Below are 23,844 nucleotides of genomic sequence, written 5' to 3' on the forward strand. Positions count from 1 at the left end.
AGCCCACAGCCGGTCCATCACGGTCGTTAAGCCCGATCTAAGGAAGACTTGCGCCGGCGCACAGCCCCGGCCGGCCCGGTCAGTCGTCGGTGGGGCGCTGGCGGGGCCAGCGACGTGCGCTGGCCTTCGTGTCCCGGGCGTCGCGTGCCATCCTGCCGACCAGACCGAAGCGGCTGACCTGTCGGGGCGTCGCCTCCGGGTCGGCGAGCAGCATCACCACGCTGGCACCGCCCAGCCGGGCGCGATCGATGCTCACCGAGCCATTGGCCTGCAACGCCACCCGCTTGGCAATGTCCAGGCCGAGCCCGGTCGAGCCCTGGTCACTGGTTCCCCGGCGCAGCGCCCGGTCCGGGTTGGCGATGCCGGGGCCGGCGTCGTCGATCCGGATCGCCACGTAACCGTCCCGCCGGGACACGGCCACCTCGAACGCGGTGCCCTGCGGGGTGTACCGGAAGACGTTGCCGATCACCGCGTCCAACGCGGCGGCCAACTCGGCCCGCGGCACCGGCGCGGGGATGCGCAACTGAGCGCCGTTCACCCGGTGCGGCCGATTCTGGTCGCCGGCCAGCGCCGCCCAGAACACCATCCGGTCCCGGACCACCTCGCTGACGTCGCACATCGCCGGCCCGGCCTCGTGCGCCACCGCCTTGCGGGTGGTCTTGATCAGCACGTCGATCTCACCCTCCAGGGTGACGATCGCCTGCCGGATACGCCGGATGCCGCGGAGCCGGTCCAGCTCCGCCGGGCTGAACGAACCCACGCTGGTGTCGTCGGACTCCAACGCCTCCGCGTCCAGCCGCAACACCGTCAACGGGGTACGCAGACGATGTGACAGGTCGGCTACCAGCTCACGCTCATCGGTGCGGGCCGCGTCCAGCCGGTCGGCCATCCGGTTGAAGGCGTACCCGGCCTCGGCGAGCTCGCGGGGACCCGTCGGCTCGATGCGTACGCCCACGTCGCCGTCGCCGATCGAGAGCGCGGCCTTGACCAGACCACGGGTCGAGTCCACCGCGCGGGCGGCGACCCGGTCGACCACCAGCACCGCCGCGCCGGCCATCGCCGCGCCGACCGCGAACAGCAGCAGCCAGGTGCCGCCGGCACCCTCGCCCAGGGCCGAATCCGGGAGGAACACCTCGACCACGGCCGTCCGGTCGCCGAGGACGACCGGGTCGAGCCGGACCACCCCGCCGTCGACGTCGACGACCAACGACCGCCGGTCGGCGCGGGCCCGGTCCAGGTCGCTGCCGCTGGCCCGACCAGCGGACTCGTCCAGACCCAGCCCGTGCACCACCGGCCGGGTCGGGGCGCCCTCGGCGCTGGCCACCACGGCACGCTCGACGACCGCCGGGTCGGTGCTCACCGCCAGCGCGCCGGTCACCAGCGCGCTGCGCCGGGCCGCGTCGGCGATCGCCTCGTCCCGGCTCTGCTCGCGCAGGCTCAGCCCGAGAGGGATCAGGAACGCGAGCGCGACGAGACTGCACATGCCGGCCGTGAGCAGGGCCAGCGCCGTCCTCAGTCCGGTGCCACCAGCCGGAAACCGACCCCCCGCACGGTGCGCAGGTAGCGCGGCTTCGCCGCGGACTCGCCCATCTTTCTGCGGAGCCAGTACAGGTGAACGTCGATGGTCTGATCCTCGCCGACCGATGGCTGCCGCCATACCTCCTCCAAGAGTTCCCGGCGGGACACTACCCGCCCGGGTCGTGCGGCGAGATACGCCAGCAGGTCGAATTCCTTGCGGGTCAGCGCCAGCGGCTCCCCGTCGAGCTGGGCGCTGCGCTCGCCCACGTCCACCCGCAGCCCGCCGACACTGTGCACCGCGGGCTGCACCGTCCGGCTGGCCCGGCCAGCCCGGCGCAGCACGGTGGTGATCCGCGCGTCCAGGTGCGCCCCGGTGAACGGCTTGACCATGTAATCGTCGGCGCCAGCACGCAGCAGCTTGACCACCGACTGCTCGTCATCGCGCGCGGTGGCGATGATGATCGGGACGTCGGTGATGCCGCGCAGCATCCGCAGTGCGTCCGAGCCGTCCAGGTCGGGCAGGCCGAGGTCCAACACCACCAGATCGGGTGTCTCCGCGGCGACCCGACGCAGGGCGTCCAACGCCGTACCCACGGCGTGCACGGCGTGCCCCCGATCAGTGAGGGACCGCAGCATCGCGCCGCGTACGACGTGATCGTCTTCGACCAGGAGCACGGAGGCCACGACAAGACCGTACTTGGCCTGGCAAGTTGATCGCGTTGCGACGTGCCTGGCGAGCGGGCAAGCTGGTACGACGATGTCTTTCATCCTGTTCGCCGATGCCCGCCTGGCGCTCGCCCGGGACAGCCTCGCCGGTCTCTCCACCGGCGACGCGCTCGGCGCGCAGTACTTCCTGCCGTGGACAGCGCCCCCGGATCTCGCCAGGGGCGCACTGCCGCCAGCGCCCCCGGATCTCGCGACGGGCGCACTGCCGCCGGCGCCCTGGGAGTGGACCGACGACACCGAGATGGCCTGCTCGGTCCTCGCCGAGCTGGCCGACTCCGGAGGCATCGACCGGGACCGGCTGGCCCTGGCCTTCGCCGAGCGGTGCGCCCCGCGCCGGGGCTACGGAGCCGGCGCGATGCTGATCCTGCGGCTGATCCGCACCGGCACACCGTGGCCGGTGGCCGCCGCGTCCGCCTTTGACGGTCAGGGCTCCTGCGGCAACGGCGCCGCGATGCGCGTCGGCCCGCTGGGCGCGTACTTCGCGGACTCGACGGCCCGTGCCGCGGCGCAGGCCCGGGCCTCGGCCGAGGTGACCCACGCGCACCCGGAGGGGATCGCCGGCGCTGTCGCGGTGGCTGTTGCCGCCGCGCTGGCCGCCCGGGCCCGCCTCGACGGGCACCGACCGGCGCCGGAGCGGCTGCTCGGCGGGATCGCCGCCGCGCTCGACCCCGGCACCGAGGTATACCGACGCGTCAGCCGGGCGGCCGGGCTGCTCGGCCGGCCACTGCCCGGGGTGGTGGCGGCGGTCGGCAACGGCTCCCGGGTGACCGCCCAGGACACCGTCGGGTTCACCCTCTGGGTGGCCGCCACCCACCTCGACGACTATCCGGCGGCGATCCAGGCCTGTGTGCAGGCCGGTGGGGACGTGGACACCACCTCCGCCATCGTCGGCGCGGTGGTGGCCGCGTACACCGGCGTCGGCACGCCCGGCGGGGTGCCCGAACCGTGGCTGGCCGCCCGCGAGCCGCTACCCACCTGGGCGCCCTGACGATGATCGACACCAGATCGGCGATCTAGCGGTGTCCCGGGCGGGGAATGCCGCGATGTCGGCGATGTGGAGTTGATGATGGGTGCGCTGGTGCCGCTCAGCCGGTGCGCACCGCGTTTCCGACGGACGCCGGCTCCGCATCGGCTGGTGCCGGGGCCTCGTCCGCACCGCCGGTCACCTCGGCGAGCGCCGCGTCCTCGGCCGGGTCGCGTCGGCGCCACCGGCTGACCAACCAGCCGATCGCCGCGCCGCCGCCCAGCCCGGCCAGCAGACCGGCGGCCAGCATCCCGTCGGCGCTGCCCGACTCCTCGCCGGCGCCGCCCGCACCATTCGCCGGCTCCGCGGCGACGCCGGCGTCGGGGTTGGTCCCCGCGTCGGCCGCCGCGGTGCCGTGTCCGCCGTGCCCGGCGGGGCCGGCCGCGCCCGCCGCCGCAGGCAGCAGGGTCAGCACCGGGGCCCGGTGCGCGCCGGTGGCGTCCGCCCAACGGACCACCGTGTCGTCGGCGTACGTCTGGACGACCTCGAAGGCGATCCGCTCCACCTGGGGCATCGGCCCCATGGACAGCGCCAGCCGGGCCGGCCCAGGTTCGCTCTCGCCGACCCGGACCCAGGTCACCGCGGTGGTCACCGTGCTCACCCCGGTGGAGTGGATGCCGGCCACCGGCTTGTCCAGGGTGCGCGAGCTGATCCGGGGAGCCCAGCCGTTCACCGACATCGGGTAGACCTCCGCCACCGGCGCGTCGGCCGGCAACCGGACCTCGATCTGGCGGGTCTTCGTGCCGGCCCGCTCCTCCGGCACGGTGAACTCCAGGCGTACCGCGTCGCCCTGCCGGGCCTCGGTCGGCGTGGTCGTCACGTCCGCCGCCTGCGCCGTGCCGGGCCATCCGAGCAGCAGCCCGGCGGCGGTCAGCGCGGTCACCGCCGCGATCCGCCGCCGGCGCCCACCGCCGTGCGTGCTCGCCATCTCGTGCCCCCATCGTGTCGACGCGACCGGCACCGGTTCCGGCCACACCTCCTAGTTCGGCTGCGAGCACCAAAAGGTTCAACGCCGACTGTCAGGAAGTGCCCTTCCGCTGCCGCGGGCGTTAGGAAGGTGCCCTTCCTTGGCCTGGGTGGGTGGACCGATAGCATCGGCAGGTGCCGAGGATCGGCACCGTTTCGTACCGCTTGGAGGAGTCACCGTGTCCGCACCCCGTACCCCCGCCGTGGCCGACCCCGTCGTCGTCGCCGCCGGGACCACGGCGGCCGACGCGGTGGCCGCGGCCGGACTGCCCGCGAACGGCCCCAAGGCGATCGTGGTGGTCCGCGACCCGGAGGGTCAGCTGCGTGACCTGGACTGGGCGCCGGCCGAGGAGACCGTCGTCGAGCCGGTCACCCTGGACTCGCCCGATGGGCTCAACGTGTTGCGCCACTCCACCGCGCACGTGCTCGCCCAGGCCGTGCAGGACATCTTCCCCGAGGCCAAGCTGGGCATCGGCCCGCCGATCGAGAACGGCTTCTACTACGACTTCGACGTCGACAAGCCGTTCCAGCCCGACGACCTCAGCAAGCTCGAAAAGCGCATGCAGGAGATCATCAAGTCCGGGCAGCGGTTCCGCCGCCGCCGCTTCGGCAGCCTGGACGAGGCGCGCTCCGAGCTGGCCGACGAGCCGTTCAAGCTGGAGTTGATCGAGGTCAAGGGCGAGGGCCTGGACACCGACGAGGTGATGGAGGTCGGCGGCGGCGAGCTGACGATCTACGACAACCTCGACGCCAAGGAGGGCAAGGTCTGCTGGTCGGACCTGTGCCGGGGCCCGCACCTGCCCACCACCCGGCTGATCGGCGCGTTCAAGCTGATGCGCTCGGCCGCCGCGTACTGGCGAGGCTCGGAGAAGAACCCGCAACTACAGCGGGTGTACGGCACCGCGTGGCCGACCCGCGACGAGCTCAAGGCGTACCTGAAGCTGTTGGAGGAGGCCGCCCGGCGCGACCACCGCAAGCTCGGCGCGGACCTGGACCTGTTCAGCTTCCCCGACGAGATCGGCTCCGGCCTGGCGGTCTTCCACCCCAAGGGCGGCATCATCCGCCGGGAGATGGAGAACTACTCCCGCCAGCGGCACGAGGAGGCGGGGTACGAGTTCGTCAACACCCCGCACATCAGCAAGGCGCAGCTGTTCCAGACGTCCGGTCACCTGCCGTACTACGCGGACACCATGTTTCCGCCCATGCAGTTGGAGGGTGCGGACTACTACCTCAAGGCCATGAACTGCCCGATGCACAACCTGATCTTCAGGTCGCGCGGGCGGTCGTACCGGGAGCTGCCGCTGCGGATGTTCGAGTTCGGCACGGTCTACCGGTACGAGAAGTCCGGCGTGGTGCACGGCCTGACCCGGGTTCGTGGCCTGACCCAGGACGACTCGCACATCTACTGCACCCGGGAGCAGATGGCCGGAGAGCTGTCCACGCTGCTGAGCTTCGTGCTGGACCTGCTGCGCGACTACGGTCTGGACGACTTCTACCTGGAGCTGTCGACCCGGGACGACTCGCCCAAGTTCATCGGCGCCGACGAGGACTGGGCGGAGGCGACCGAGGCGCTGCGGACCGCCGCCGCGACCTCCGGCCTGGACCTGGTGCCCGACCCGGGCGGCGCGGCGTTCTACGGGCCGAAGATCTCCGTGCAGGCGCGGGACGCGATCGGCCGGACGTGGCAGATGTCCACCATCCAGGTCGACTTCAATCAGCCGGAGCGGTTCGGGCTGGAGTACCAGGCCTCCGACGGCAGCCGGCAGCGGCCCGTGATGATCCACCGGGCGCTGTTCGGCTCGATCGAGCGGTTCTTCGGGGTGCTCACCGAGCACTACGCGGGCGCGTTCCCGGCGTGGCTGGCGCCGGTGCAGGTGGTGGGCATCCCGATCCGCGAGGACCACACCGACTACCTGCACGGTTTCGTCGCGGCGCTGCGCGCCGAGGGGATCCGGGCCCAGGTGGACGCGGGTGACGACCGGATGCAGAAGAAGATCCGTACGGCTCAGCAGCAGAAGATCCCGTTCATGGTGATCGCCGGTGACGATGACGTGGCGGCCGGCACGGTGTCCTTCCGCTACCGCGACGGTTCCCAGCGCAACGGGGTCCCGATCGCCGAGGCGGTGACCCACGTCCTCGACGTGGTGTCCTCCCGCACCAACATCGGCCCGTCCGCCGCCGCCGAGTAAGCGGGCACGGCCGCGACGCGCGTCGCGGCGGGGGCCGCGCGTCGCGACGCGGGCCGCTTGTCGCGACGCGGCCGCTACGAAGATCGCGCTCGATCCAGGAAGTAGTGGCCTCCCTGTGCTGGGGAGGCCACTACTTCCATGTTCGAGCGCGATCTCTGCCGACGCCGCGACGGGTCGCCGCGGCCCGCTCGTAGCGTGCCGTGGTCGGACGGGTCGCCGCGGCCGGTCGGGTCGGGCGTCAGACGCCGCAGTTCGGCGCTGACCAGCCGCCGACCGCCGCCACGTGGGTGTGGTCGTTGTGGTCCGGGTAGCCGGGGCCGAGGATCTGCCCGAAGCCGTGGTAGCGGGCCTGCTGGGCGAGCCGGCAGAACGACGGGGACCCGACCAGGTCCACGCCGTCGCCGTACAGGTGCCGGCTGTTCGACGCTCCGCCGACCGCGCTGTTGCAGGCGTAGCTGCGGAAGCTGCTGCTGATCGCGATGTTCACGTCACCGAGGGCGTGCCGCATGGCCTGGAGCTTCCACATCGACACGAGGGCGTTGAACCGGGCGGTGCTCGCCGCGACCGCGCCGCCGGACCAGGTGCTGTTGCACTTGTTCAGCTCGGCGTAGCTGAAGTTGACGGGCGTGCAGTCGTCGTCCTGGAGGGCGTAGAGCCGGTTGAAGGTCTGTGGGCCGGCGACGCCGTCCGCGGACAGCCCGTACGCCTGCTGGAAGCGGATCACCGCAGACCGGGTGGCCGGGCCGTACGCGCCGTCGATGGTCAGCACGGCGGCGTAGCCGGGGTAGCCGGCGACCCGGATCTGGAGTTGCCGGACGTCCTCGCCGGACATCCCCTGGGACAGGGCGCGACCCCAGGTGTAGCAGCCGTCCGCCTGTGCCGCTCCGGCGGTGAGGGTGACGCCGGTCACTGTGGTGGCGGCGGTCAGCGCGAGCGCCGCGAGGATTCTGCCGAGCCGTCGGATCATGCAACTCTCCATCAATCAATGGAAGTACGTGGATGCATGGAATTTTCAGGTTCCGGCATTGATCAGTCAAGAACTTGCAGCAAAGAGTTTTCCCCGGCGGTCGGTGTCGCGGCCCGCCTGCGCGGCTCCGTAGGATCGGCTCGTGACAGGGGCGGAACGGCACACGGACATCGGCGGCATGGCGGACGGCCTGGAGCGACTCTGGACGCCGCACCGGATGACCTACATCTCCGGCGAGGACCGCCCGGCCGAGGGCTACGAGAAGCCGACCGGTTGCCCCTTCTGCCTGGCACCCAAGCTGCCACCGGAGGAGAGCCTGGTGGTGGCCCGTGGCGAGCACGTCTTCGTGGTGCTCAACCTCTACCCGTACAACCCGGGGCACCTGCTGGTCTGCCCGTACCGACACGTCGCCGACTACACCGACCTGGACGTGCCGGAGACCACGGAGCTGGCGTCGTACACCCAGACCGCGATGCGGGTGATCCGCAACGTGAGCAACGCGCACGGCTTCAACCTGGGCATGAACCAGGGCGGGGTGGCCGGTGCCGGCATCGCGGCGCACCTGCACCAGCACGTGGTGCCGCGCTGGGGCGGCGACGCGAACTTCATGCCGGTGATCGGCCGTACCAAGGTCCTGCCGCAGTTGTTGCACGACACCCGCGACCTGCTGGCCCGCGCCTGGCCGTCCTGACCGCCGCGCGTCCGCGCCGGTCCGGCTAGTCGGCGCGCAGCAGCGGGGTCAGCTCCGGCCAGCTCTCCACCCGGTGTACGCGGGGCAGCAGTGCGGCGTGCGCGGCGACCTGCGCCGGGCGGGGCCGGAACAGGAAGCGGTGCGGCACCGAGTCGAGGTAGCCGAGCACCTCCAGCTTGTCGTCCACGAAGTGGGTCAGCCCGAGCCGCCGGGCGATCGGCGCCTTGGCCGGTCGGGTGCGGCAGAAGTGCACCCGCTCGACGGGGATGCCGGTGCGGGTCGGGAAGGCGTGGTGGGCCAGCCACTCCCGGGTGCGCCGCTCGGTGCCCTCTCCGCACTTGGACACCAGGTGCACCTCGTCGAACGCCGGGCCGAGCGCGGCGAGCCCGTCGAACGCACCATCAACCATGGGTGTACGGAGGTAGTGCGCGCCGAAGAAGGACGTGTCGGCGTCCCCGTCGGCCGGCTCGATGATCACGCCGCCGATGTCCACGCCCAGTCTCCGCATGCGGCCGATCATGCCGCACCGGCCGGTCGGCACGCATCCACGATTCGCTCCCGGGGATCTGCTTCATCCCGACCCGGCGGAGGTGGCACGATCGGCCGATGGCAGTCACGACACGGACGTTGGGGCGCAGCGGCATCACGGTCAGCGCCCTCGGCATGGGGTGCTGGGCGATCGGAGGGCCCTGGGCTGAGGGCACCCAGCCGCTGGGCTGGGGCGCGGTCGACGACGACGAGTCGTTGCGGGCGGTACGCCGGGCGCTCGACCTGGGCATCACCCTCTTCGACACCGCCGACACGTACGGCGCCGGGCACGGTGAGCGGGTGCTCGGGCGGGCGCTCGCCGGCCGCCGGGACGACGCCGTGATCGCCACCAAGTGGGGTTACACCTTCGACGAGGCGAGCCGACAGGCCACTGGGGAGGATGCATCGCCCCCATACCTGCGGCGGGCCGTGACCGCCTCGCTGCGCCGGCTGGGCACCGACCGGATCGACCTCTACCAGCTGCACCTGGCCGACCTGCCGGTGCCGCGGGCGGAGGCCCTGATCGGCACCTGCGAGGACCTGGTGGCCGAGGGACTGATCCGGGCGTACGGGTGGAGCACCGACCGCACCGACCGGGCCACCGCGTTCGGGCAGGGCGCCGCCAGTGCCACCGCCGTGCAGCACACCCTGTCGGTCCTGCGGGACGCCCCCGAGCTGCTCGCCGTCTGCGAGAAGTACGACCTGGCAAGCGTCAACCGGGGCCCGCTGGGGATGGGGCTGCTCACCGGCAAGTACTCGGCCGCGTCGACACTGCCCCGCGACGACGTACGCGGGTTGGCCCCGGGCTGGTTGGAGTGGTTCCGTGGAGGCCGGCCGGCACCGGAGTGGCTGCGCCGGGTCGGCGCGGTCCGCGCCGCGCTCACCGCCGACGGGCGTACCCTCGCCCAGGGCGCGCTGGGCTGGATCTGGGCGCGCAGCGGTCGCACCATCCCGATACCGGGCTGCCGCACGGTCGCCCAGGTCGAGGAGAACGCCGCCGCGCTGTACCAGGGTCCACTGCCGGCGGACCAGTTCGCCGAGGTGGAGCGCCAGCTGGCGGCCCTACGTACCGCCGCCCTGCGCGACGCCGACCGCCCTCACTGGCCGCGCCCCACCCACCCCACAACCCACCCCTAACCAGCCCTCTCCCGCCAACCGCACCCCGCCCTTCCGCGCCCCGCAGCGCAGCCCGCGCTTCCCGTAGACCGTGCCCGTGCCGTGCCGTGCCGTGCCCGTGCCCGTGCCCGCGCCCGTGCCCGCGCCGATCAAGGAGTTGTGGTGCCCCGCAAATCGGGCCAACCCCGTGTATCGCCCACCACGAGTCCATGATCGACCGGGGTGGCGGCCCGAGCCCCGCGATCTTGCGCTTTCTGCCGGGATTGAAGCCGTAATCAAGGCATCTCGGCGACGGAAAGCGCAAGATCGCGGGGCTCGGGGCAGAAGGTGCAAGATCGCGGGGAGCGGGGAGCGGGGAGCGGGGAGCGGGGAGCGGGGAGCGGGGAGCGCGGGCTGCGGGGCGCGGGGTTAGGGGGTTTGTTCTTTGCGGGCCTGGTCGGCCAGGTGGGTGGGCATGGGGTCGTGGCGGACGAAGTGGCGGCGGAAGGTGCCGGTGCCAGCCGTCATCGAACGCAGCTCGACGGCGTAGCGGAGCAACTCGGCGGCCGGCACCTCGGCGCGGACGAGGGTGCGGCCCTCGGCGTCCGGGTCCGGTTCGGTGCCGAGTACTCGACCGCGTCGGCCGGAGAGGTCGCCCATCACCGTGCCCACGGAGCCGTCCGGAACCCGGATGGTGACCTCGTCGATCGGCTCCAGGAGCGCCGGCTGACCACGGTCGGCGGCGTCGCGCAGGGCCAGCGCGCCGGCGGTCTGGAAGGCCGCGTCGGAGGAGTCGACGCTGTGCGACTTTCCGTCGACCAGGGTCACCCGCAGGTCCACCACCGGATGGCCGGCGACCAGGCCGCGCTCAAGCTGCGCGCGGACGCCCTTCTCCACCGACGGGATGTAGTTGTGCGGAACCGCGCCGCCGACGACCCGGTCGACGAATTCGAAGCCGCTGCCGCGGGGCAGGGGCTCGACCTCGACGTCGCAGACCGCGTACTGGCCGTGCCCGCCGGACTGCTTGACGTGCCGGCCGTGCCCCTTCGCGGGCACGGTCAGCGTCTCGCGCAGCGACACCTTGACCGGCTCGGTGTCCAGCTCGACGCCGCCGGCGCGCAGCCGGTCGAGCACCACGTCCGCGTGTGCCTCGCCCATGCACCAGAGCACCAGCTGGTGGGTCTCCGGGTTGCGCTCCAGCCGCAGTGTGGGGTCACCGGCGACCAGCCGGGCGAGGTTGCGGGCCAGGGCGTCCTCGTCGGCGCGGCTGCGGGCGACGATCGCCACCGGCAGCAGCGGCTCCGGCATCTCCCAGGGGGCGATCAGCAGCGGGTCGTCCTTGGCGGAGATGGTGTCGCCGGTCTCGGCGCTGCCCGACTTGGTGATCGCGCAGATGTCGCCGGCCACGCAGAGTGACGTCTCACGCAGGGTGGCGCCCAGCGGTGTGTAGATGTGCCCGACCCGCTCGTCGGCGTCGTGGTCGGGGTGCCCGCGCTCGACCATGCCGTGCCCGGAGACGTGCACGGTCTGGTCGGGGCGCAGCGTGCCGGAGAAGACCCGGACCAGCGAGACCCGACCGACGTGGCGGTCGACGGTGGTCTTGACGACCTCGGCGACGAGCGGCCCGGCCGGGTCGCAGGTCAACGGCGGACGAGGCGAGCCGTCCAGGCCGGTCACCGCCGGCAACTCGTGCTCCAGCGGCGACGGGAACGCGGCGGTCAGCACCTCCAGCAGGACGTCCAGCCCGACGCCGGTGTGGGCGCAGACCGGCACCACCGGGTAGAAGTGGCCTCGGGCGACGGCTTTCTCCAGGTCGTCGATGAGCACCTCGGTGCTGATCTCCTCGCCGTCGAGGTAGCGGTCCATGAGGGTCTCGTCCTCGCTCTCGGCGATGATCCCCTCGATCAGCTCGTTGCGGGACTCGTCGATGGCCGGCTGGTGCTCCGGGTCCGGGTCGCGTACGTCGGCGGGCAGCCCGGCGGTGTAGTCGAAGACCCGGCGGGTGATCAGCCCGAGCAGGCCGTCGGTGGACACACCGTCGTCGCCGAGCATCGGCAGGTAGAGGGGCATCACGTTGTCGCCGAAGAGACGCTGGCAGAGCGCCACCGTCTCGTCGATGTCGGCGCGGGGCTGGTCCAGTCGAGCCACCGCGACCGCGCGGGGCATGTCGACCGCCGCGCACTCCTCCCACAGCGCGACGGTGGCCGCGTCCATGCCGCCCGCCGCGGACACGACGAAGAGCGCGGCGTCGGCGGCTCGCAGCCCGGCGCGCAGTTCACCGACGAAGTCGCCGTACCCGGGGGTGTCCAGCAGGTTGACCTTGATGCCGTTGTGCAGCAGCGGTGCGCAGGACAGGCTGACCGAGCGCTGTTGACGGACGGCCGCAGGGTCGTGGTCACCGACCGTGGTGCCGTCGACCACGGTGCCGGCCCGGCCGATCGTGCCGGTCGCCGCGAGCAGGGCCTCGATCAGGGTCGTCTTGCCCGCTCCGGAGTGCCCGACGAGCACCACGTTGCGAACCCGCTCGGGCTCGGTCATTACCGGCGTGCCGCCGGTGGAACCCTTGTCCTGACTTTTCTGCGCCATGGGGCGCACCTCCCTCAGCCGGTGGTGGGTGGCGACCGCCGCGCGACGGGAAGCGGCCCGGGGCGAGTGCGCGGCGATATCCTCCGGTGGTCTGCTGCACAGCGGGAACGGGACGGGCGGACGGGTGAGCTGGCTCACCTCCCGGCTCGATCTCACACCCGTTGTCGGGTAGGCACAAGCTTCCCCCGGCGGGTCGGCGGGACCGTCCGTATCGCCGGAGCTGGGCGGACCGTTATCGTGGGGACCGCCATGGCAAAGATCTTCCAAGTATCGGCCCGCGCGGGGATGACCCGCGTCGTCGAGCCGATTGCCCGCGCCCTTCTGCGCGCGGGCGTCACCCCCAATGCCGTCACCGTTGCGGGCACCGTTGGTGTGCTCGTCGGCGCGCTCGGCTTCGGTGCCCGCGGCCACCTGGTCGCGGGCGCGTTGATCGTCACCCTGTTCGCGCTCACCGACCTGCTCGACGGGACGATGGCCCGGATGAGCGGCGGCTCCACCAGGTTCGGCGCGTTCCTCGACTCAAGCATGGACCGGGTAGCCGACAGCGCCGTCTTCGGTGCTGTCGCGTACTGGCTGGCCACGCAGGGCAACCACTCCGGGGTGGCTGCCGCGTTGGTCTGCCTGGCCGCAGGCGGGCTGGTCTCCTACGTCAAGGCCCGCGCCGAGGGGCTCGGCATGACCTGCAACGTGGGCATCGCGGAGCGCACCGAGCGGCTGCTGATCGTCGGGGTCGGCGGGATCCTCACCGGCCTGAACGTGAAGCCGGCGCTGGAGATCGCGCTGTGGCTGCTCGCCGCGGTGTCGATCTTCACGGTGGGGCAGCGGATGACACACGTCTACCGCCAGGCCCAGCAGCGCCAGCCGGACGGCCAGGCGTGAGGGGCGCATCGGTGACCCGGGGCCGGACGACCGGCGGCCGGGCCGCGTGAACCTCACCGAGCTTGGCTACGTCGCCGGCTGGCGGGTGGTCCGCGCGCTACCCCGGCCGCTGGTGGCGGCGGCGTTCCAGGTGGGCGCGGACCGCGCCCACCGCCGCCCAGGTGGGGGTACGGCCCGACTGCGCGCGAACCTGCGCCGGGTGGTCGGCCCGGAGCTGCCCGAGGCCGAGCTGGACGCGCTCGTCAAGCGCGGGCTCCGCTCGTACGCCCGGTACTGGATGGAGGCGTTCCGGCTGCCCGCGTTGAGCCGGGCGCAGATCCTGTCCGGCTTCCGCCTCGAAGGCGCGGAGCTGCTCGCCGCCGACGTTGCCGCCGGCCGGGGCGCGGTGGTGGCGCTGCCGCACGCCGGCAACTGGGACGCCGCGGGCGCCTGGGTGGCGGCCACCGGTTGGCCGATCACCACGGTCATGGAGCGGCTCAAACCGGAGGGCGTGTACAAGCGTTTCTTGGCGTTCCGAGAGATCCTCGGGATGGAGATCCTGCCGACCCACGGTGGGCCGCGCCCGGCGTTCGACGTGCTGCTGGATCGTGTACGCGCCGGTGCGGTGGTGCCGCTGCTGGCCGACCGGGACCTCTCCGCCCGAGGGGTGGAGGTGGACTTCTTCGGCGGGAAGACCCGGATGCCGGCCGGGCCGGCGCTGCTCGCGCTGCACACCGGTGCGCCGCTCTACGTGGCCTCGCTGTGGTTCGAGTCGGACGTGGCGTGCGCGTCGCTCGCCGGCCCGCTGCCGGTGCCGGGGCCTGAGGTGGGACCCCTGGACCAGCGGGTCCGGTCGCTGACCCAGCTGATCGCCGACCGTCTGGCGGCGGGTATCGCCCGGCATCCGGAAGACTGGCACATGTTGCAGCGGATGTGGCTGGACCAGCGGGGGGCGGGGGACGGCACCGCGCTGCCCGCGCCGGCCTCCGGTCAGGCCTGAGGGGGTGGGCACGGTAAGCGCGAGGAGTGCAGCGCAGCGGAGCCCCGCAGTCGCGCTCGAGTGTGGTGCGGTAAGCGCGAGGAGTGCAGCGCAGCGGAGCCCCGCAGTCGCGCTCGAGTGTGGTGCGGTAAGCGCGAGGAGTGCAGCGCAGCGGAGCCCCGCGGTCGCGCACAGGGGCAGCGCAGCGTGGTGTCCCGCAGTCGTGGACGGGGGGCGCTGACGCATGCGGATCGGCATCGTGTGCCCGTACTCCTTCGATGTCCCCGGCGGGGTGCAGAACCACGTCATGGACCTGGCCGAGGCGCTGATCCCGCTCGGCCACGAGGTCAGCGTGCTCGCCCCGGCCGACGAGGATTCGCCGTTGCCGGAGTACGTGGTGTCCGCCGGCCGTGCCGTGCCGTTGCCGTACAACGGCTCGGTGGCCCGCATCGCGTTCGGCCCGGTCTCGACCGCGCGGGTCCGACGTTGGATCACCAACGGCGACTTCGACGTGCTGCATGTGCACGAGCCGCTCACGCTGAGCCTGTCGCTGCTGGCCGTGCTCTCCGCCCGCGGCCCGGTGGTGGCCACGTTCCACACCGCGATGACCCGTTCGCGGGTGCTCGCGGCCGCGCAGGGCGTGCTTCAGATCGTGCTGGAGCGGATCACCGCCCGGATCGCGGTCAGCGCGCTGGCCCGCAAGGTGCAGGTCGAGCACATGGACGGCGGTGCGGTGGAGGTCCCCAACGGGGTGGCGGTGGCCAAGTTCGCCGACGCCGAGCCGTTGCCGGGCTGGCCGGGGGAGTGCGCCCCGGGCACCGGCGGCACGTTGGGTTTCCTGGGTCGGTTCACCGAGGCGCGTAAGGGTTTCCCGGTGCTGCGCGACGCGTTCGTGGCGTTGGCCGCCACCCGGCCCGGGCTGCGGTTGCTGGTCGCCGGCCCGGGTGACCCCGACGACCTGTATGACCAGTTCCCGGCCGAGCTGCACGAGCGGGTCACGTTCCTCGGCCTGGTCACCGAACAGGACAAGGCGCGGATGCTGCGTAGTGTGCACCTCTATGTGGCACCGAACACCGGCGGTGAGTCGTTCGGCATGATCCTAACCGAGGCGTTGGCCGCGGGGACGACCGTGGTCGCCAGCGATCTGGACGCGTTTCGGCGGGTGCTCGACGGTGGGCGCGCCGGTCGGCTCTTCCCGACCGGCGACCCGGTGGGGCTGCGTGACGCGGTGACCGAGTTGCTGGACGATCCGACCGGGCGGGCCACTCTGAGCGCCTGTGGTGATCAGGTGGTGGCGAATTTCGACTGGCCGGTGGTTGCTCGCCGCGTTCTGGAGGTATACGCAGCGGCGATCGAGGCAACCGACGGGCGGGTCATCGACCAGGAATGGGCGGGGCTGGGCTGAGCCGGTGTGACGGATGATGCGGCAGTGACCGGGTGACCGGCGCGGCCGCGCCCAATCGGAGGCGGAACGGAGCAGCACGACGATGCGGCACATGTGGTGGGTGGTGGCCGCGAGCGTGGTCGTGGGGCTCGTCGCGGCGTACCTCATCTGGACCGCCGGCCGCGTCGAGCGGCTGCAGGGCCGCGCGGAGCTGGCGGCCCGGGCCCTTGACGCCCACCTGTTGCGCCGTGCCGCGGCAGCCGCCGTGCTGGCCGAGCGGCGCTTCGGCGTCGAGCTGTATGCGGCAGCCCGGATCGCCCTGGACGCCAGCCCGGACGAGCGGGAGGCGGCGGAGAACGACCTGACCCGGCAGTTGCGTGTCGTCCAGTTGGATCCGGGCGATCCGGACTGCGGGGCGGTCATCGCCGCCAGTCGCCGGCTCGCGCTGTCCCGGCAGGTGCACACGGATCTGGTCCGGGACGCCCGCTCGGCGCGTAGCCGCCCGTTGGTGCGGTTGTTGCGGATGGGACGGGGCCAAGAGTGGCCGCGCTACTTCGACATCGACGACCCGACCCTCACCGTCCCGGCGGACGTCCCCGCCGCCTGACCCGGAAGATCACGGGCGAGTCGGTGATCGGGGCCACAGTGCAGGCCACCGGGGGTCTGATTGGCTGTCGGTGCGGCGTTGACCCGCGCGTAGCATTTTCGCTGCCACCCCCAGAGCACGTTGAAGGAGCGATGACCCGTGCCTGAAAACACCGCCTCGAACACCGGTACCGCCCCCGTCGTCGGCACCGCCCGCGTGAAGCGCGGTATGGCCGAGATGCTCAAGGGCGGCGTGATCATGGACGTGGTCAACGCCGAGCAGGCCAAGATCGCAGAGGATGCCGGCGCCGTCGCGGTGATGGCCCTGGAGCGGGTGCCCGCCGACATCCGCGCGCAGGGTGGGGTGTCCCGGATGAGCGACCCCGACATGATCGACGGGATCATCGAGGCGGTCTCCATCCCGGTGATGGCCAAGGCCCGCATCGGCCACTTCGTGGAGGCGCGGATCCTCCAGTCGCTCGGCGTGGACTACGTCGACGAGTCCGAGGTGCTGACCCCGGCCGACTACGCGAACCACATCGACAAGTGGGCCTTCACGGTGCCCTTCGTCTGTGGTGCGACCAACCTGGGCGAGGCGCTGCGTCGGATCACCGAGGGTGCGGCCATGATCCGCTCCAAGGGCGAAGCCGGCACCGGTGACGTCTCCAACGCGACCACGCACATGCGGAAGATCCGCCAGGAGATCGGTCGGTTGTCTTCGCTGCCGACCGACGAGCTGTATGTCGCGGCCAAGGAGCTGCAGGCCCCGTACGAGCTGGTCAAGGAGGTCGCCGAGAGCGGCAAGCTGCCGGTGGTGCTGTTCACCGCCGGCGGGATCGCCACGCCGGCCGACGCCGCGATGATGATGCAGCTCGGCGCCGAGGGCGTCTTCGTCGGCTCCGGCATCTTCAAGGCTGGCAACCCGGCCCAGCGGGCCGCCGCGATCGTCAAGGCCACCACCTTCCACGACGACCCGGACGTGCTGGCCAAGGTCTCCCGCGGTCTCGGCGAGGCCATGGTCGGCATCAACGTCGAGGAGATCCCGCAGCCGCACCGCCTGGCCGAGCGGGGCTGGTGAGTCGGGACGGGCGGAGCCCCTCCTGACAAGGCGACGGCAACGAGAGGAACGGTGGGGGACGTGGCCGTACCCGTGATTGGTGTGCTCGCGCTTCAGGGGGACGTGCGCGAGCATGTGGCGGCACTGGCCGCGGCGGGCGCGGATGCCCGCCCGGTCCGCCGTCCGGCGGAGCTGGACTTGGTCGACGGCCTGGTCATCCCCGGGGGCGAGTCCACCACCATCAGCAAGCTCACCGACATCTTCGAGATGCGGGAGCCGATCGACAAGCGGATCGCCACCGGTATGCCGGTCTACGGTTCCTGCGCCGGCATGATCATGCTGGCGACCGAGGTGCTCGACGGTCGACCCGACCAGCGGGGCTTCTCCGGCATCGACATGACCGTGCGACGCAACGCGTTCGGCCGGCAGGTGGACTCGTTCGAGGCGCCGGTGGAAATCGCCGGGGTGCCGGGTGACCCGTTCCACGCGGTCTTCATCCGCGCCCCCTGGGTCGAACGGGTCGGTGTCGGCGTCCAGGTCATCGGGACGGTGACCGATGGCCCGGCCGCCGACCGGATCGTGGCGGTCCGGCAGGGTAATCTGCTGGCCACCTCGTTCCACCCCGAGTTGACCGGTGACCTGCGCGTGCACGCGTACTTCGTGGACCTGGTTCGCACCACCTCCTGATGGCGTGATCCGTTGGCTGGACGGCGCGGGAAACCATGGACGTGAAGCCGCCGCGCGCGGTGCATGACAGCGACCCCGGGGACGTCGGTAGGATTGCGGAGATTCGGCAGGGCCATCTGCCCGCCACGGCTTCCACCAGAGCTGACCGGCACCTCCGCGTGCGCCGGCGGGAGCGGGGCGTGAGCGGTGCGGTCGATGCAGACGGCGGGTAGCAACGGAGGTAGCAGATGTCCGGCCACTCAAAATGGGCGACCACCAAGCACAAGAAGGCCGTCATCGACGCCAAGCGCGGCAAGATGTTCGCCAAGCTGGTCAAGAACGTCGAGGTGGCCGCGCGGACCGGCGGTGGCGACCCCTCCGGTAACCCGACGCTCTACGACGCCATCCAGAAGGCGAAGAAGAGCTCGGTGCCGAACGACAACATCGACCGGGCGGTCAAGCGCGGCTCCGGCCTGGAGGCCGGTGGCGCCGACTGGCAGACCATCATGTACGAGGGGTACGGCCCGAACGGTGTGGCCATGCTGATCGAGTGCCTCACCGACAACCGCAACCGTGCGGCGACCGAGGTGCGCACCGCGCTCACCCGCAACGGCGGCTCACTCGCCGATGCCGGCTCGGTGTCGTACATGTTCACCCGCAAGGGCGTGGTGATCGTGCCCAAGGCCGACGCCAGCGAGGACGACGTGATGATGGCCGTCCTCGACGCCGGCGCCGAGGAGGTCAACGACCTCGGTGAGGCGTACGAGGTGGTCTCCGAGCCGACCGACCTGATCGCGGTCCGCACCGCGCTGCAGGACGCCGGCATCGAGTACGACTCGGCCGAGTCCTCCTTGATCCCCAGCATGAACATCCCACTGGACGAAGAGGGCGCGCGCAAGATCTTCAAGCTGATCGATGTCCTGGAAGACTGTGACGACGTGCAGAACGTCTACGCCAACTTCGACATCAGCGACGACGTGATGGCCGCGGTCGACGCCTGACAAGACCCGACCCGCGGCGGGATTTTCGTTGGTCGAGGAGGTGCCGGGGCGTGGCGGTGCAGCGGTTCGCGGCGGGCGACGTGGTCGTCCGACGCGAGGTTCTGCGTGGCGAGGTGTGGTTCGGCTGCCCGACGATCTGCGTCGAGGACTCGGCCGACCTGCTCGCCCTGTACATCCCACCCGGGGCCGAGTTCGGCTTCCCGGAGACCGGCGTCTTTCCGTGCGGGCGACACCCGTGGTAGGCCGCCGGGCACCGCGCCTGGCAGGGGCACGGCAAGCTGATGCTGCACCGTCCCGGTGAGGCGCACTCGATCGACGTGTTCTGGACAGGGCCGGGACGCGACTTCGCCGGCTGGTACTTCAACCTGCAGGACCCGTTGCGGCGTACGCCGATCGGGGTGGACACCCTGGACCACGAGCTGGACCTGTGGTGGGGCGCGGACGCCGACCGGTACGTCTGGAAGGACGTGGAGATCTTCGCCCAGCGCCTCGTCGAGGGGCGCTACCCGGGGATGGGGGACGCCATCCAGGCCGAGGGTGACCGGATCGCCGCGCTGCTCGACGCGGGCGAGCGCTGGTGGGACCCGGCGTGGGCGCAGTGGCAGCCCGACCCGGCCTGGTCGGCGTCCCCGCTGTCCGCCGGTTGGAACGAGGTGCCGCGCGCCCGCTGAGCCCGCCCCGCGGGTCCGTGCGAGAGCAGGTGCCACGGTCGGTCAACGGCCGTGGGCGTCGGCGTCCGACCAGGACACCGACGCCCGGGCGGGCGAACTCTCGGCTCAGCCGATCGTCTCCCGCTCCCGCCAGGCGGCGCGCAGCGAGGTCCGGCCGTTGGTGCGCAGGAGCGACCCCTCGTACACCCGGGCCCCAGCGACCACGAACGCACCGGCGGCGACCAGCAGGATGGCCAGCGAGACGATCGGCTCCCAGGGGGCCGCGTCACCGGTGAACAGCCGCAGCGGCATGGCCGTGGGCGAGGAGAACGGCAGGTAGGACAGCACCCGCATCGCGATGGCGTTGTCGTTCAGGAAGATCACCGCGAAGAACGGCAGCATGACGGCGAACTGCACCGGCGTCGACACCCCGGCGATGTCCTCCTGCCGGTTGACCAGCGCTCCGGCCGCTGCCCACATCGCGGCGAGCAGCACGAAACCGAGCAGGAAGAACGGTACGAACCAGCCGATCGCCGGGGCGAGCAGGCTGAGCAGGCCGCCACTGTCGCTGAGCTGCATGCCGATCACCGTCACCACCGCGATCAGCGCGATCTGTGCGAACGCCAGGATGCCGCCGGCCACCACCTTGCCGGCCAACAGTGCTCGGACCGGCACGGCGGCGACCAGGATCTCCACGATGCGGGTCTGCTTCTCCTCGGTGACGCTCTGGGCGATCTGCAGGCCGAAGGTCTGCGAGGTGATGAAGAAGACGAACGCGAAGACGAACGGCACCAGGAACGCCACCACCGGGTCGACCGCGTCCGGGTCGAGCAGCTGCACCGGCGGCGCGCTGCTCAGCGCCATGACCACGTCGTTCGGGGTCTCGTCCATCGCGAGCACCTTCGGGCCGGAGACCACCGCGGCGTCCACGTCACCGTCGCGGACGGCCTGTTCGGCGGCCCGGTCGTCGGCCACCACGCGGACGTCGAGACCAGCGTCCCGCAGCGGGCCGGCGGCCTCCTGGGTGACGGCGACGCTCTCCGGCCCGCCGGAGAGCAGCGGCGGCAGGATCGTGCCCGCCGCGGCGATCAGCAGGAAGAAGAGCGTGCCGAACAGAAAGGTACGGTCGCGGAGCTTGACCCGGATCTCGCGTTCGGCGACCAGCCGGGTGGCCTGGGTGACGTTCACTGGGTGACCTCTCGGAAGATCTCGGTGAGCGACGGGCTGACCGGGCGGAAGGCGCGGACCGGGCCGCGGGCGAGGGCCGCCTGCAGGACGGGCTGTTCGTCGGCGCCGGTGGGCAGGTCGAAGACCACTCGTGCGCCGTCCAGCTCGACCAGGGTCACCCCGGGGTGGTCGCGCACCCAGCCGGCGTCGTTCGCCACCACCAACTCGTAACGGGGCACGGTGTACGAGTCGCGCAGCTGCTGCCTGCTGCCGGCGGCTCGGATCACACCGTCGCCGATGATCACGAGGTCGTCGCAGAGCCGTTCCACGACGTCGAGCTGGTGGCTGGAGAAGAGCACCGGCGCTCCCGCCGAGGCCCGTTCCCGTAGCACGGTGACGACGGTGTCGACGGCCAGCGGGTCGAGGCCGGAGAACGGCTCGTCGAGTACCAGCACCTCGGGGTCGTGCACCAGCGCCGCCGCGATCTGGGCGCGCTGCTGGTTGCCCAGCGACAGCGTCTCCAGCAGGTCGTCGCCGCGCTCGCCGAGCCCGACCCGTTCCAGCAGCGTGTCGGTGGCACGCCGTGCTGCGGGGGCGTCCAGGCCGTGCAACCGGCCCAGGTAGGTCACCTGCTCCCGGGTGGTCATCTTGGGGTAGAGGCCCCGTTCCTCCGGCATGTAACCGAAGCGCTGGCGGTCCTGCCGGGTCAGGGTCGTGCCGCCCCAGCTCACCTTGCCGGCGTCGGGGGCGAGCACCCCCAGGATGATCCGCATGGTGGTGGTCTTGCCGGCGCCGTTGGCGCCCACGAAGCCGGTCATCCGGCCGGCGGCCACCTCGAAGGACACGTTCTTGAGCACCTGCCGGTCGCCGAAGCTACGGTCGACGCCGTCGATGCGAAGCGTTCTGGTCACGCATCCACGCTAGATCGAGTACGGCCGTCAGCCGTCCGCCCGGCGGTTGAGCGGCTGGGTCCACCTTGCGGCGGACGTCGGTCACCCGCCGGGTCGGACCACCCCGTTCTCGTACGCGAACACCACCGCCTGCACCCGGTCGCGCAGGCCGAGTTTGGCCAGTACCCGGCTCACGTGCGTCTTCACCGTGGCCTCACCCAGGTGGATGGTCACGGCGATCTCCGCGTTGCTCGATCCGGCGGCGAGCAGCATCAGCACCTCCCGTTCACGCGGGGTCAGCTCGGCCAACGCGGCGTCGGCGTCCGGCCCACGGTGCGCGGTGCCCGCCGGGTCGCCGGGGCGGGCGAAGGTGGAGATCACCCGGCGGGTGATCTCCGGGGCGAGCAGACCGTCGCCCCTGGCCAGCACCCGGATCGCCTCGATCAGTTCCTCCGGCGTGCCGTTCTTGAGCAGGAAGCCGCTGGCCCCGGCCCGCAGCGCGGCGAACAGGTAGTCGTCGCGGTCGAAGGTCGTGAGGATCAGCACCGCGGGCGAACCGGGCCCGCCGGCGGTGATCTGCCGGGTGGCCTCCAGGCCGTCCATCCCGGGCATCTCCACATCCATGAGTACGACGTCGGGGCGGGTGGCTCGGGTCATGGTGACGGCGCGTTCGCCGTCGGCGGCCTCACCGACCACCTCGATGTCGTCCTCCACCTCGAGGATGACCCGGAAGCCGGTGCGGACGAGGTGCTGGTCGTCGGCGAGCAGCACCCGGACCGGCTGGCCGGCGTCCGGTGCCTCGTGGGCAGGTGCGGCGCTCACGCCGAACGCTCCGCGCCGGCTGCCAGCTGGTGCCCCTCGCTCGTTCTCCGTTGCGCGCCGACCGGCGGGTCCGTCGACACCGCCAGTGGGAAGCGCGCGCGTACCCGCCAACCGCCGCCGGCACGCGGCCCGGCCTCCAGGTCGCCGTCGTGCGCGGTGACCCGTTCGCGCATTCCGATCAGGCCCAGCCCGACGGCGTTGGTCCGGCCGCCGGCCCGTCCGTCGTCGGTCACGTCGACCTCCACCTCCCGGGCCAGGTAACGGACCCGCACGTCCAGCAGGTCCGCTCCGGCGTGCTTCAGGGTGTTGGTCACCGCTTCCTGCGTCACCCGGTAGGCCGCCTGGGAGACCGATTCGGGCAGCGCGACCGGGTCGCCGTACACCCCGAGGGTGGTCGTCAGACCGGCGGCCCGGGCCCGCTCGACCAGTTCGCTGATGCGTTCCACGCCGCCGGCCACCGGCGGCTCGGCGTCGGCGCCGGCGGAGGTCCGCAGCACGCCGAGCATCCGACGCAGCTCGTCGACGGCGGTGCGGGCGCTCTGCTCGATGGCGGTGAGTGCCGTGCGGGCCTTGTTCGGGTCGCGGTCGAACACCCGGCGGCAGGCGGACGCCTGCACTCCCATCACCGACACGTGGTGGGCGACCACGTCGTGCAACTCCCGGGCGATCCGGACCCGCTCGCCGAGCACCGCCCGTTCTCGGGACTCGGCCTGCGACCGGCGCAGGTCCTCGGCCTGGGTACGCAGCTCGTGCTCGCGCCGCGCGGCCACCCAGGCTGTCTCGCCGAAGAAGTACGCGAACCCGAAGACCAGCACATTGACCAGTACGCCGGTGACCATCGCGGCGAGCACCGGTGGCACCGGCCCGACCGCGTCGGCGAAGGCATCGCGCGGGATGTGGTCGATGGTCACCGCGTAGTAGATCCCCAGCCAGGCGAACATCGTGGCGATCACGCCGATCCGGAGCCGACGGGCCAGCTGACGGTTCTGCCCCCAGGCGCCGACGGTGTAGAGGGCGCCGAACAGGGCCCAGGAGGAGAACTGGGTCTCCGGGGCCGATCGTGCCTGCGCGGCGATGAACGCCACCGCGATGATCAGCAGGGTCGCGGCCGGCCAACGGCGCCGCCAGATCAGCGGCAGGGTCACCGCGACGGTCCAGAACAGCTGTTCCGGCCCGGACGGCGGTGGACCCAGCAGGAACGCCCCGGTGCTGCGGGCCAGGGTGAGGCTCACCAGCGCCAGCCCGGTCATCCCCAGCCCGATCCAGAGGTCGTTCCGGCGCTGATCCGTCGTCGGACCCGGACGGCGCCATTCCTCTCGCTGTGCCACGGTCATCCAGGAACGATGCCACGCCGGCAGCCACGGCCGCTCGCCGGGCGGTGCGGCGGTGACCTGGCCCGGTGGACGGGCGGCGGAACCCGCTGAGCTACCGCCCCGTACCGGCGGCGATCCTATCCCGGCAGCTCAACTCCGAGCTACCGATCCTCGTTCCGGTC

23 protein-coding genes are annotated in these 23,844 nt (G+C 72.0%); 13 read left to right on the forward strand and 10 right to left on the reverse strand.

What is annotated here, in order from left to right:
* Positions 1-79 precede the first annotated feature (79 nt).
* Both ABZT18_RS10340 and ABZT18_RS10345 read right to left on the reverse strand, forming a co-directional pair.
* Entirely contained in the window at positions 80-1,483 is a 1,404-nt protein-coding gene (locus ABZT18_RS10340) for a HAMP domain-containing sensor histidine kinase (RefSeq protein ID WP_354993783.1), read from the reverse strand.
* Positions 1,484-1,512: 29 nt separating this feature from the next.
* A complete protein-coding gene (locus ABZT18_RS10345; RefSeq protein ID WP_030489108.1) occupies positions 1,513-2,202 on the reverse strand; it encodes a response regulator transcription factor in 690 nt (229 codons plus the stop codon).
* Between the two features lie 73 nt (positions 2,203-2,275).
* Here ABZT18_RS10345 and ABZT18_RS10350 point away from each other — a divergent pair, with 73 nt between their 5' ends.
* Positions 2,276-3,232 (forward strand): ADP-ribosylglycohydrolase family protein, encoded by a 957-nt coding sequence (locus ABZT18_RS10350; RefSeq protein ID WP_354993782.1) that lies wholly within the window; start codon positions 2,276-2,278, stop codon positions 3,230-3,232.
* Between the two features lie 97 nt (positions 3,233-3,329).
* Here ABZT18_RS10350 and ABZT18_RS10355 read toward each other — a convergent pair whose 3' ends face one another.
* The gene (locus tag ABZT18_RS10355; protein WP_354993781.1) at positions 3,330-4,196 is read right to left on the reverse strand and encodes a DUF1775 domain-containing protein; all 867 of its coding nucleotides are present in this window, start codon (positions 4,194-4,196) and stop codon (positions 3,330-3,332) included.
* Positions 4,197-4,413: 217 nt separating this feature from the next.
* Between ABZT18_RS10355 and thrS the strand changes: the two genes are divergently transcribed.
* Positions 4,414-6,423 (forward strand): threonine--tRNA ligase, encoded by a 2,010-nt coding sequence (gene thrS, locus ABZT18_RS10360; RefSeq protein WP_354993780.1) that lies wholly within the window; start codon positions 4,414-4,416, stop codon positions 6,421-6,423.
* Between the two features lie 238 nt (positions 6,424-6,661).
* Here the strand turns inward: thrS and ABZT18_RS10365 are convergent, their stop codons facing one another.
* Positions 6,662-7,390, reverse strand: a complete 729-nt coding sequence (locus ABZT18_RS10365) for a D-Ala-D-Ala carboxypeptidase family metallohydrolase (RefSeq protein ID WP_354993779.1) — start codon at positions 7,388-7,390, stop codon at positions 6,662-6,664.
* A 178-nt stretch (positions 7,391-7,568) separates the two neighbouring features.
* On the opposite strand from ABZT18_RS10365, the gene ABZT18_RS10370 reads away from it, so the two are divergent.
* Positions 7,569-8,081, forward strand: a complete 513-nt coding sequence (locus ABZT18_RS10370; RefSeq protein WP_354994050.1) for an HIT domain-containing protein — start codon at positions 7,569-7,571, stop codon at positions 8,079-8,081.
* A gap of 25 nt (positions 8,082-8,106) precedes the next feature.
* Here ABZT18_RS10370 and ABZT18_RS10375 read toward each other — a convergent pair whose 3' ends face one another.
* Complete coding sequence (locus ABZT18_RS10375; protein ID WP_354993778.1) at positions 8,107-8,589, reverse strand: hypothetical protein; 483 nt, start codon at positions 8,587-8,589, stop codon at positions 8,107-8,109.
* A gap of 98 nt (positions 8,590-8,687) precedes the next feature.
* Between ABZT18_RS10375 and ABZT18_RS10380 the strand changes: the two genes are divergently transcribed.
* The gene (locus tag ABZT18_RS10380; RefSeq protein ID WP_354993777.1) at positions 8,688-9,746 is read left to right on the forward strand and encodes an aldo/keto reductase; all 1,059 of its coding nucleotides are present in this window, start codon (positions 8,688-8,690) and stop codon (positions 9,744-9,746) included.
* Positions 9,747-10,133: 387 nt separating this feature from the next.
* Here ABZT18_RS10380 and ABZT18_RS10385 read toward each other — a convergent pair whose 3' ends face one another.
* On the reverse strand, positions 10,134-12,290 hold the full coding sequence (locus tag ABZT18_RS10385; protein ID WP_354993776.1) for an elongation factor G-like protein EF-G2: 2,157 nt from the start codon (positions 12,288-12,290) through the stop codon (positions 10,134-10,136).
* Positions 12,291-12,539: 249 nt separating this feature from the next.
* Here ABZT18_RS10385 and pgsA point away from each other — a divergent pair, with 249 nt between their 5' ends.
* The 9 genes from pgsA (at position 12,540) to ABZT18_RS10430 (ending at position 19,491) form a co-directional block, all read left to right on the forward strand.
* Positions 12,540-13,169: a phosphatidylinositol phosphate synthase gene (gene pgsA, locus ABZT18_RS10390; protein WP_354993775.1), complete on the forward strand. Its 630-nt coding sequence runs from the start codon at positions 12,540-12,542 to the stop codon at positions 13,167-13,169.
* Between the two features lie 46 nt (positions 13,170-13,215).
* Positions 13,216-14,148 carry a phosphatidylinositol mannoside acyltransferase gene (locus ABZT18_RS10395; protein ID WP_354993774.1) on the forward strand — a complete coding sequence of 311 codons (933 nt, stop codon included), beginning with the start codon at positions 13,216-13,218 and terminating at the stop codon, positions 14,146-14,148.
* Between the two features lie 223 nt (positions 14,149-14,371).
* Positions 14,372-15,532: a glycosyltransferase family 4 protein gene (locus ABZT18_RS10400; protein WP_354993773.1), complete on the forward strand. Its 1,161-nt coding sequence runs from the start codon at positions 14,372-14,374 to the stop codon at positions 15,530-15,532.
* A 91-nt stretch (positions 15,533-15,623) separates the two neighbouring features.
* Entirely contained in the window at positions 15,624-16,118 is a 495-nt protein-coding gene (locus tag ABZT18_RS10405) for a hypothetical protein (RefSeq protein WP_354994049.1), read from the forward strand.
* Positions 16,119-16,256: 138 nt separating this feature from the next.
* Complete coding sequence (pdxS, locus tag ABZT18_RS10410; protein ID WP_354993772.1) at positions 16,257-17,174, forward strand: pyridoxal 5'-phosphate synthase lyase subunit PdxS; 918 nt, start codon at positions 16,257-16,259, stop codon at positions 17,172-17,174.
* Between the two features lie 60 nt (positions 17,175-17,234).
* Positions 17,235-17,840 (forward strand): pyridoxal 5'-phosphate synthase glutaminase subunit PdxT, encoded by a 606-nt coding sequence (gene pdxT / locus ABZT18_RS10415; protein WP_354993771.1) that lies wholly within the window; start codon positions 17,235-17,237, stop codon positions 17,838-17,840.
* Positions 17,841-18,067: 227 nt separating this feature from the next.
* Positions 18,068-18,820, forward strand: a complete 753-nt coding sequence (locus ABZT18_RS10420; RefSeq protein WP_354993770.1) for a YebC/PmpR family DNA-binding transcriptional regulator — start codon at positions 18,068-18,070, stop codon at positions 18,818-18,820.
* A 50-nt stretch (positions 18,821-18,870) separates the two neighbouring features.
* Positions 18,871-19,062 (forward strand): hypothetical protein, encoded by a 192-nt coding sequence (locus ABZT18_RS10425; protein ID WP_354993769.1) that lies wholly within the window; start codon positions 18,871-18,873, stop codon positions 19,060-19,062.
* A 39-nt stretch (positions 19,063-19,101) separates the two neighbouring features.
* Positions 19,102-19,491 carry a DUF402 domain-containing protein gene (locus ABZT18_RS10430; RefSeq protein WP_354993768.1) on the forward strand — a complete coding sequence of 130 codons (390 nt, stop codon included), beginning with the start codon at positions 19,102-19,104 and terminating at the stop codon, positions 19,489-19,491.
* Between the two features lie 105 nt (positions 19,492-19,596).
* Here ABZT18_RS10430 and ABZT18_RS10435 read toward each other — a convergent pair whose 3' ends face one another.
* The 4 genes from ABZT18_RS10435 to ABZT18_RS10450 form a co-directional block, all read right to left on the reverse strand.
* Complete coding sequence (locus ABZT18_RS10435) at positions 19,597-20,658, reverse strand: ABC transporter permease (protein WP_354993767.1); 1,062 nt, start codon at positions 20,656-20,658, stop codon at positions 19,597-19,599.
* Positions 20,655-21,548 (reverse strand): ATP-binding cassette domain-containing protein, encoded by an 894-nt coding sequence (locus tag ABZT18_RS10440; protein WP_354993766.1) that lies wholly within the window; start codon positions 21,546-21,548, stop codon positions 20,655-20,657. Before ABZT18_RS10440 ends, ABZT18_RS10435 begins: the two co-directional genes overlap by 4 nt.
* An 81-nt stretch (positions 21,549-21,629) precedes the next feature.
* Entirely contained in the window at positions 21,630-22,349 is a 720-nt protein-coding gene (locus ABZT18_RS10445) for a response regulator transcription factor (protein WP_354993765.1), read from the reverse strand.
* Entirely contained in the window at positions 22,346-23,683 is a 1,338-nt protein-coding gene (locus tag ABZT18_RS10450; RefSeq protein WP_354993764.1) for a sensor histidine kinase, read from the reverse strand. The genes ABZT18_RS10445 and ABZT18_RS10450 overlap by 4 nt, the downstream gene beginning before the upstream one ends.
* Positions 23,684-23,844: the final 161 nt, after the last annotated feature.

Origin of the sequence: Micromonospora sp. NPDC005291, assembly GCF_040607415.1 — a bacterium.
Taxonomy (GTDB): Bacteria; Actinomycetota; Actinomycetes; order Mycobacteriales; family Micromonosporaceae; genus Micromonospora.

Coding starts and splice junctions, on each gene's coding strand:
- ABZT18_RS10365 (WP_354993779.1), bottom strand. CDS start 7,390: ATGATCCGACGGCTCGGCAGAATCCTCGCGGCGCTCGCGCTGACCGCC.
- ABZT18_RS10350 (WP_354993782.1), top strand. CDS start 2,276: ATGTCTTTCATCCTGTTCGCCGATGCCCGCCTGGCGCTCGCCCGGGAC.
- ABZT18_RS10420 (WP_354993770.1), top strand. CDS start 18,068: ATGTCCGGCCACTCAAAATGGGCGACCACCAAGCACAAGAAGGCCGTC.
- ABZT18_RS10385 (WP_354993776.1), bottom strand. CDS start 12,290: ATGGCGCAGAAAAGTCAGGACAAGGGTTCCACCGGCGGCACGCCGGTA.
- ABZT18_RS10375 (WP_354993778.1), bottom strand. CDS start 8,589: ATGCGGAGACTGGGCGTGGACATCGGCGGCGTGATCATCGAGCCGGCC.
- ABZT18_RS10380 (WP_354993777.1), top strand. CDS start 8,688: ATGGCAGTCACGACACGGACGTTGGGGCGCAGCGGCATCACGGTCAGC.
- ABZT18_RS10405 (WP_354994049.1), top strand. CDS start 15,624: ATGTGGTGGGTGGTGGCCGCGAGCGTGGTCGTGGGGCTCGTCGCGGCG.
- pgsA (WP_354993775.1), top strand. CDS start 12,540: ATGGCAAAGATCTTCCAAGTATCGGCCCGCGCGGGGATGACCCGCGTC.
- ABZT18_RS10340 (WP_354993783.1), bottom strand. CDS start 1,483: ATGTGCAGTCTCGTCGCGCTCGCGTTCCTGATCCCTCTCGGGCTGAGC.
- ABZT18_RS10400 (WP_354993773.1), top strand. CDS start 14,372: ATGCGGATCGGCATCGTGTGCCCGTACTCCTTCGATGTCCCCGGCGGG.
- ABZT18_RS10430 (WP_354993768.1), top strand. CDS start 19,102: ATGCTGCACCGTCCCGGTGAGGCGCACTCGATCGACGTGTTCTGGACA.
- ABZT18_RS10355 (WP_354993781.1), bottom strand. CDS start 4,196: ATGGCGAGCACGCACGGCGGTGGGCGCCGGCGGCGGATCGCGGCGGTG.
- ABZT18_RS10450 (WP_354993764.1), bottom strand. CDS start 23,683: ATGACCGTGGCACAGCGAGAGGAATGGCGCCGTCCGGGTCCGACGACG.
- ABZT18_RS10370 (WP_354994050.1), top strand. CDS start 7,569: ATGGCGGACGGCCTGGAGCGACTCTGGACGCCGCACCGGATGACCTAC.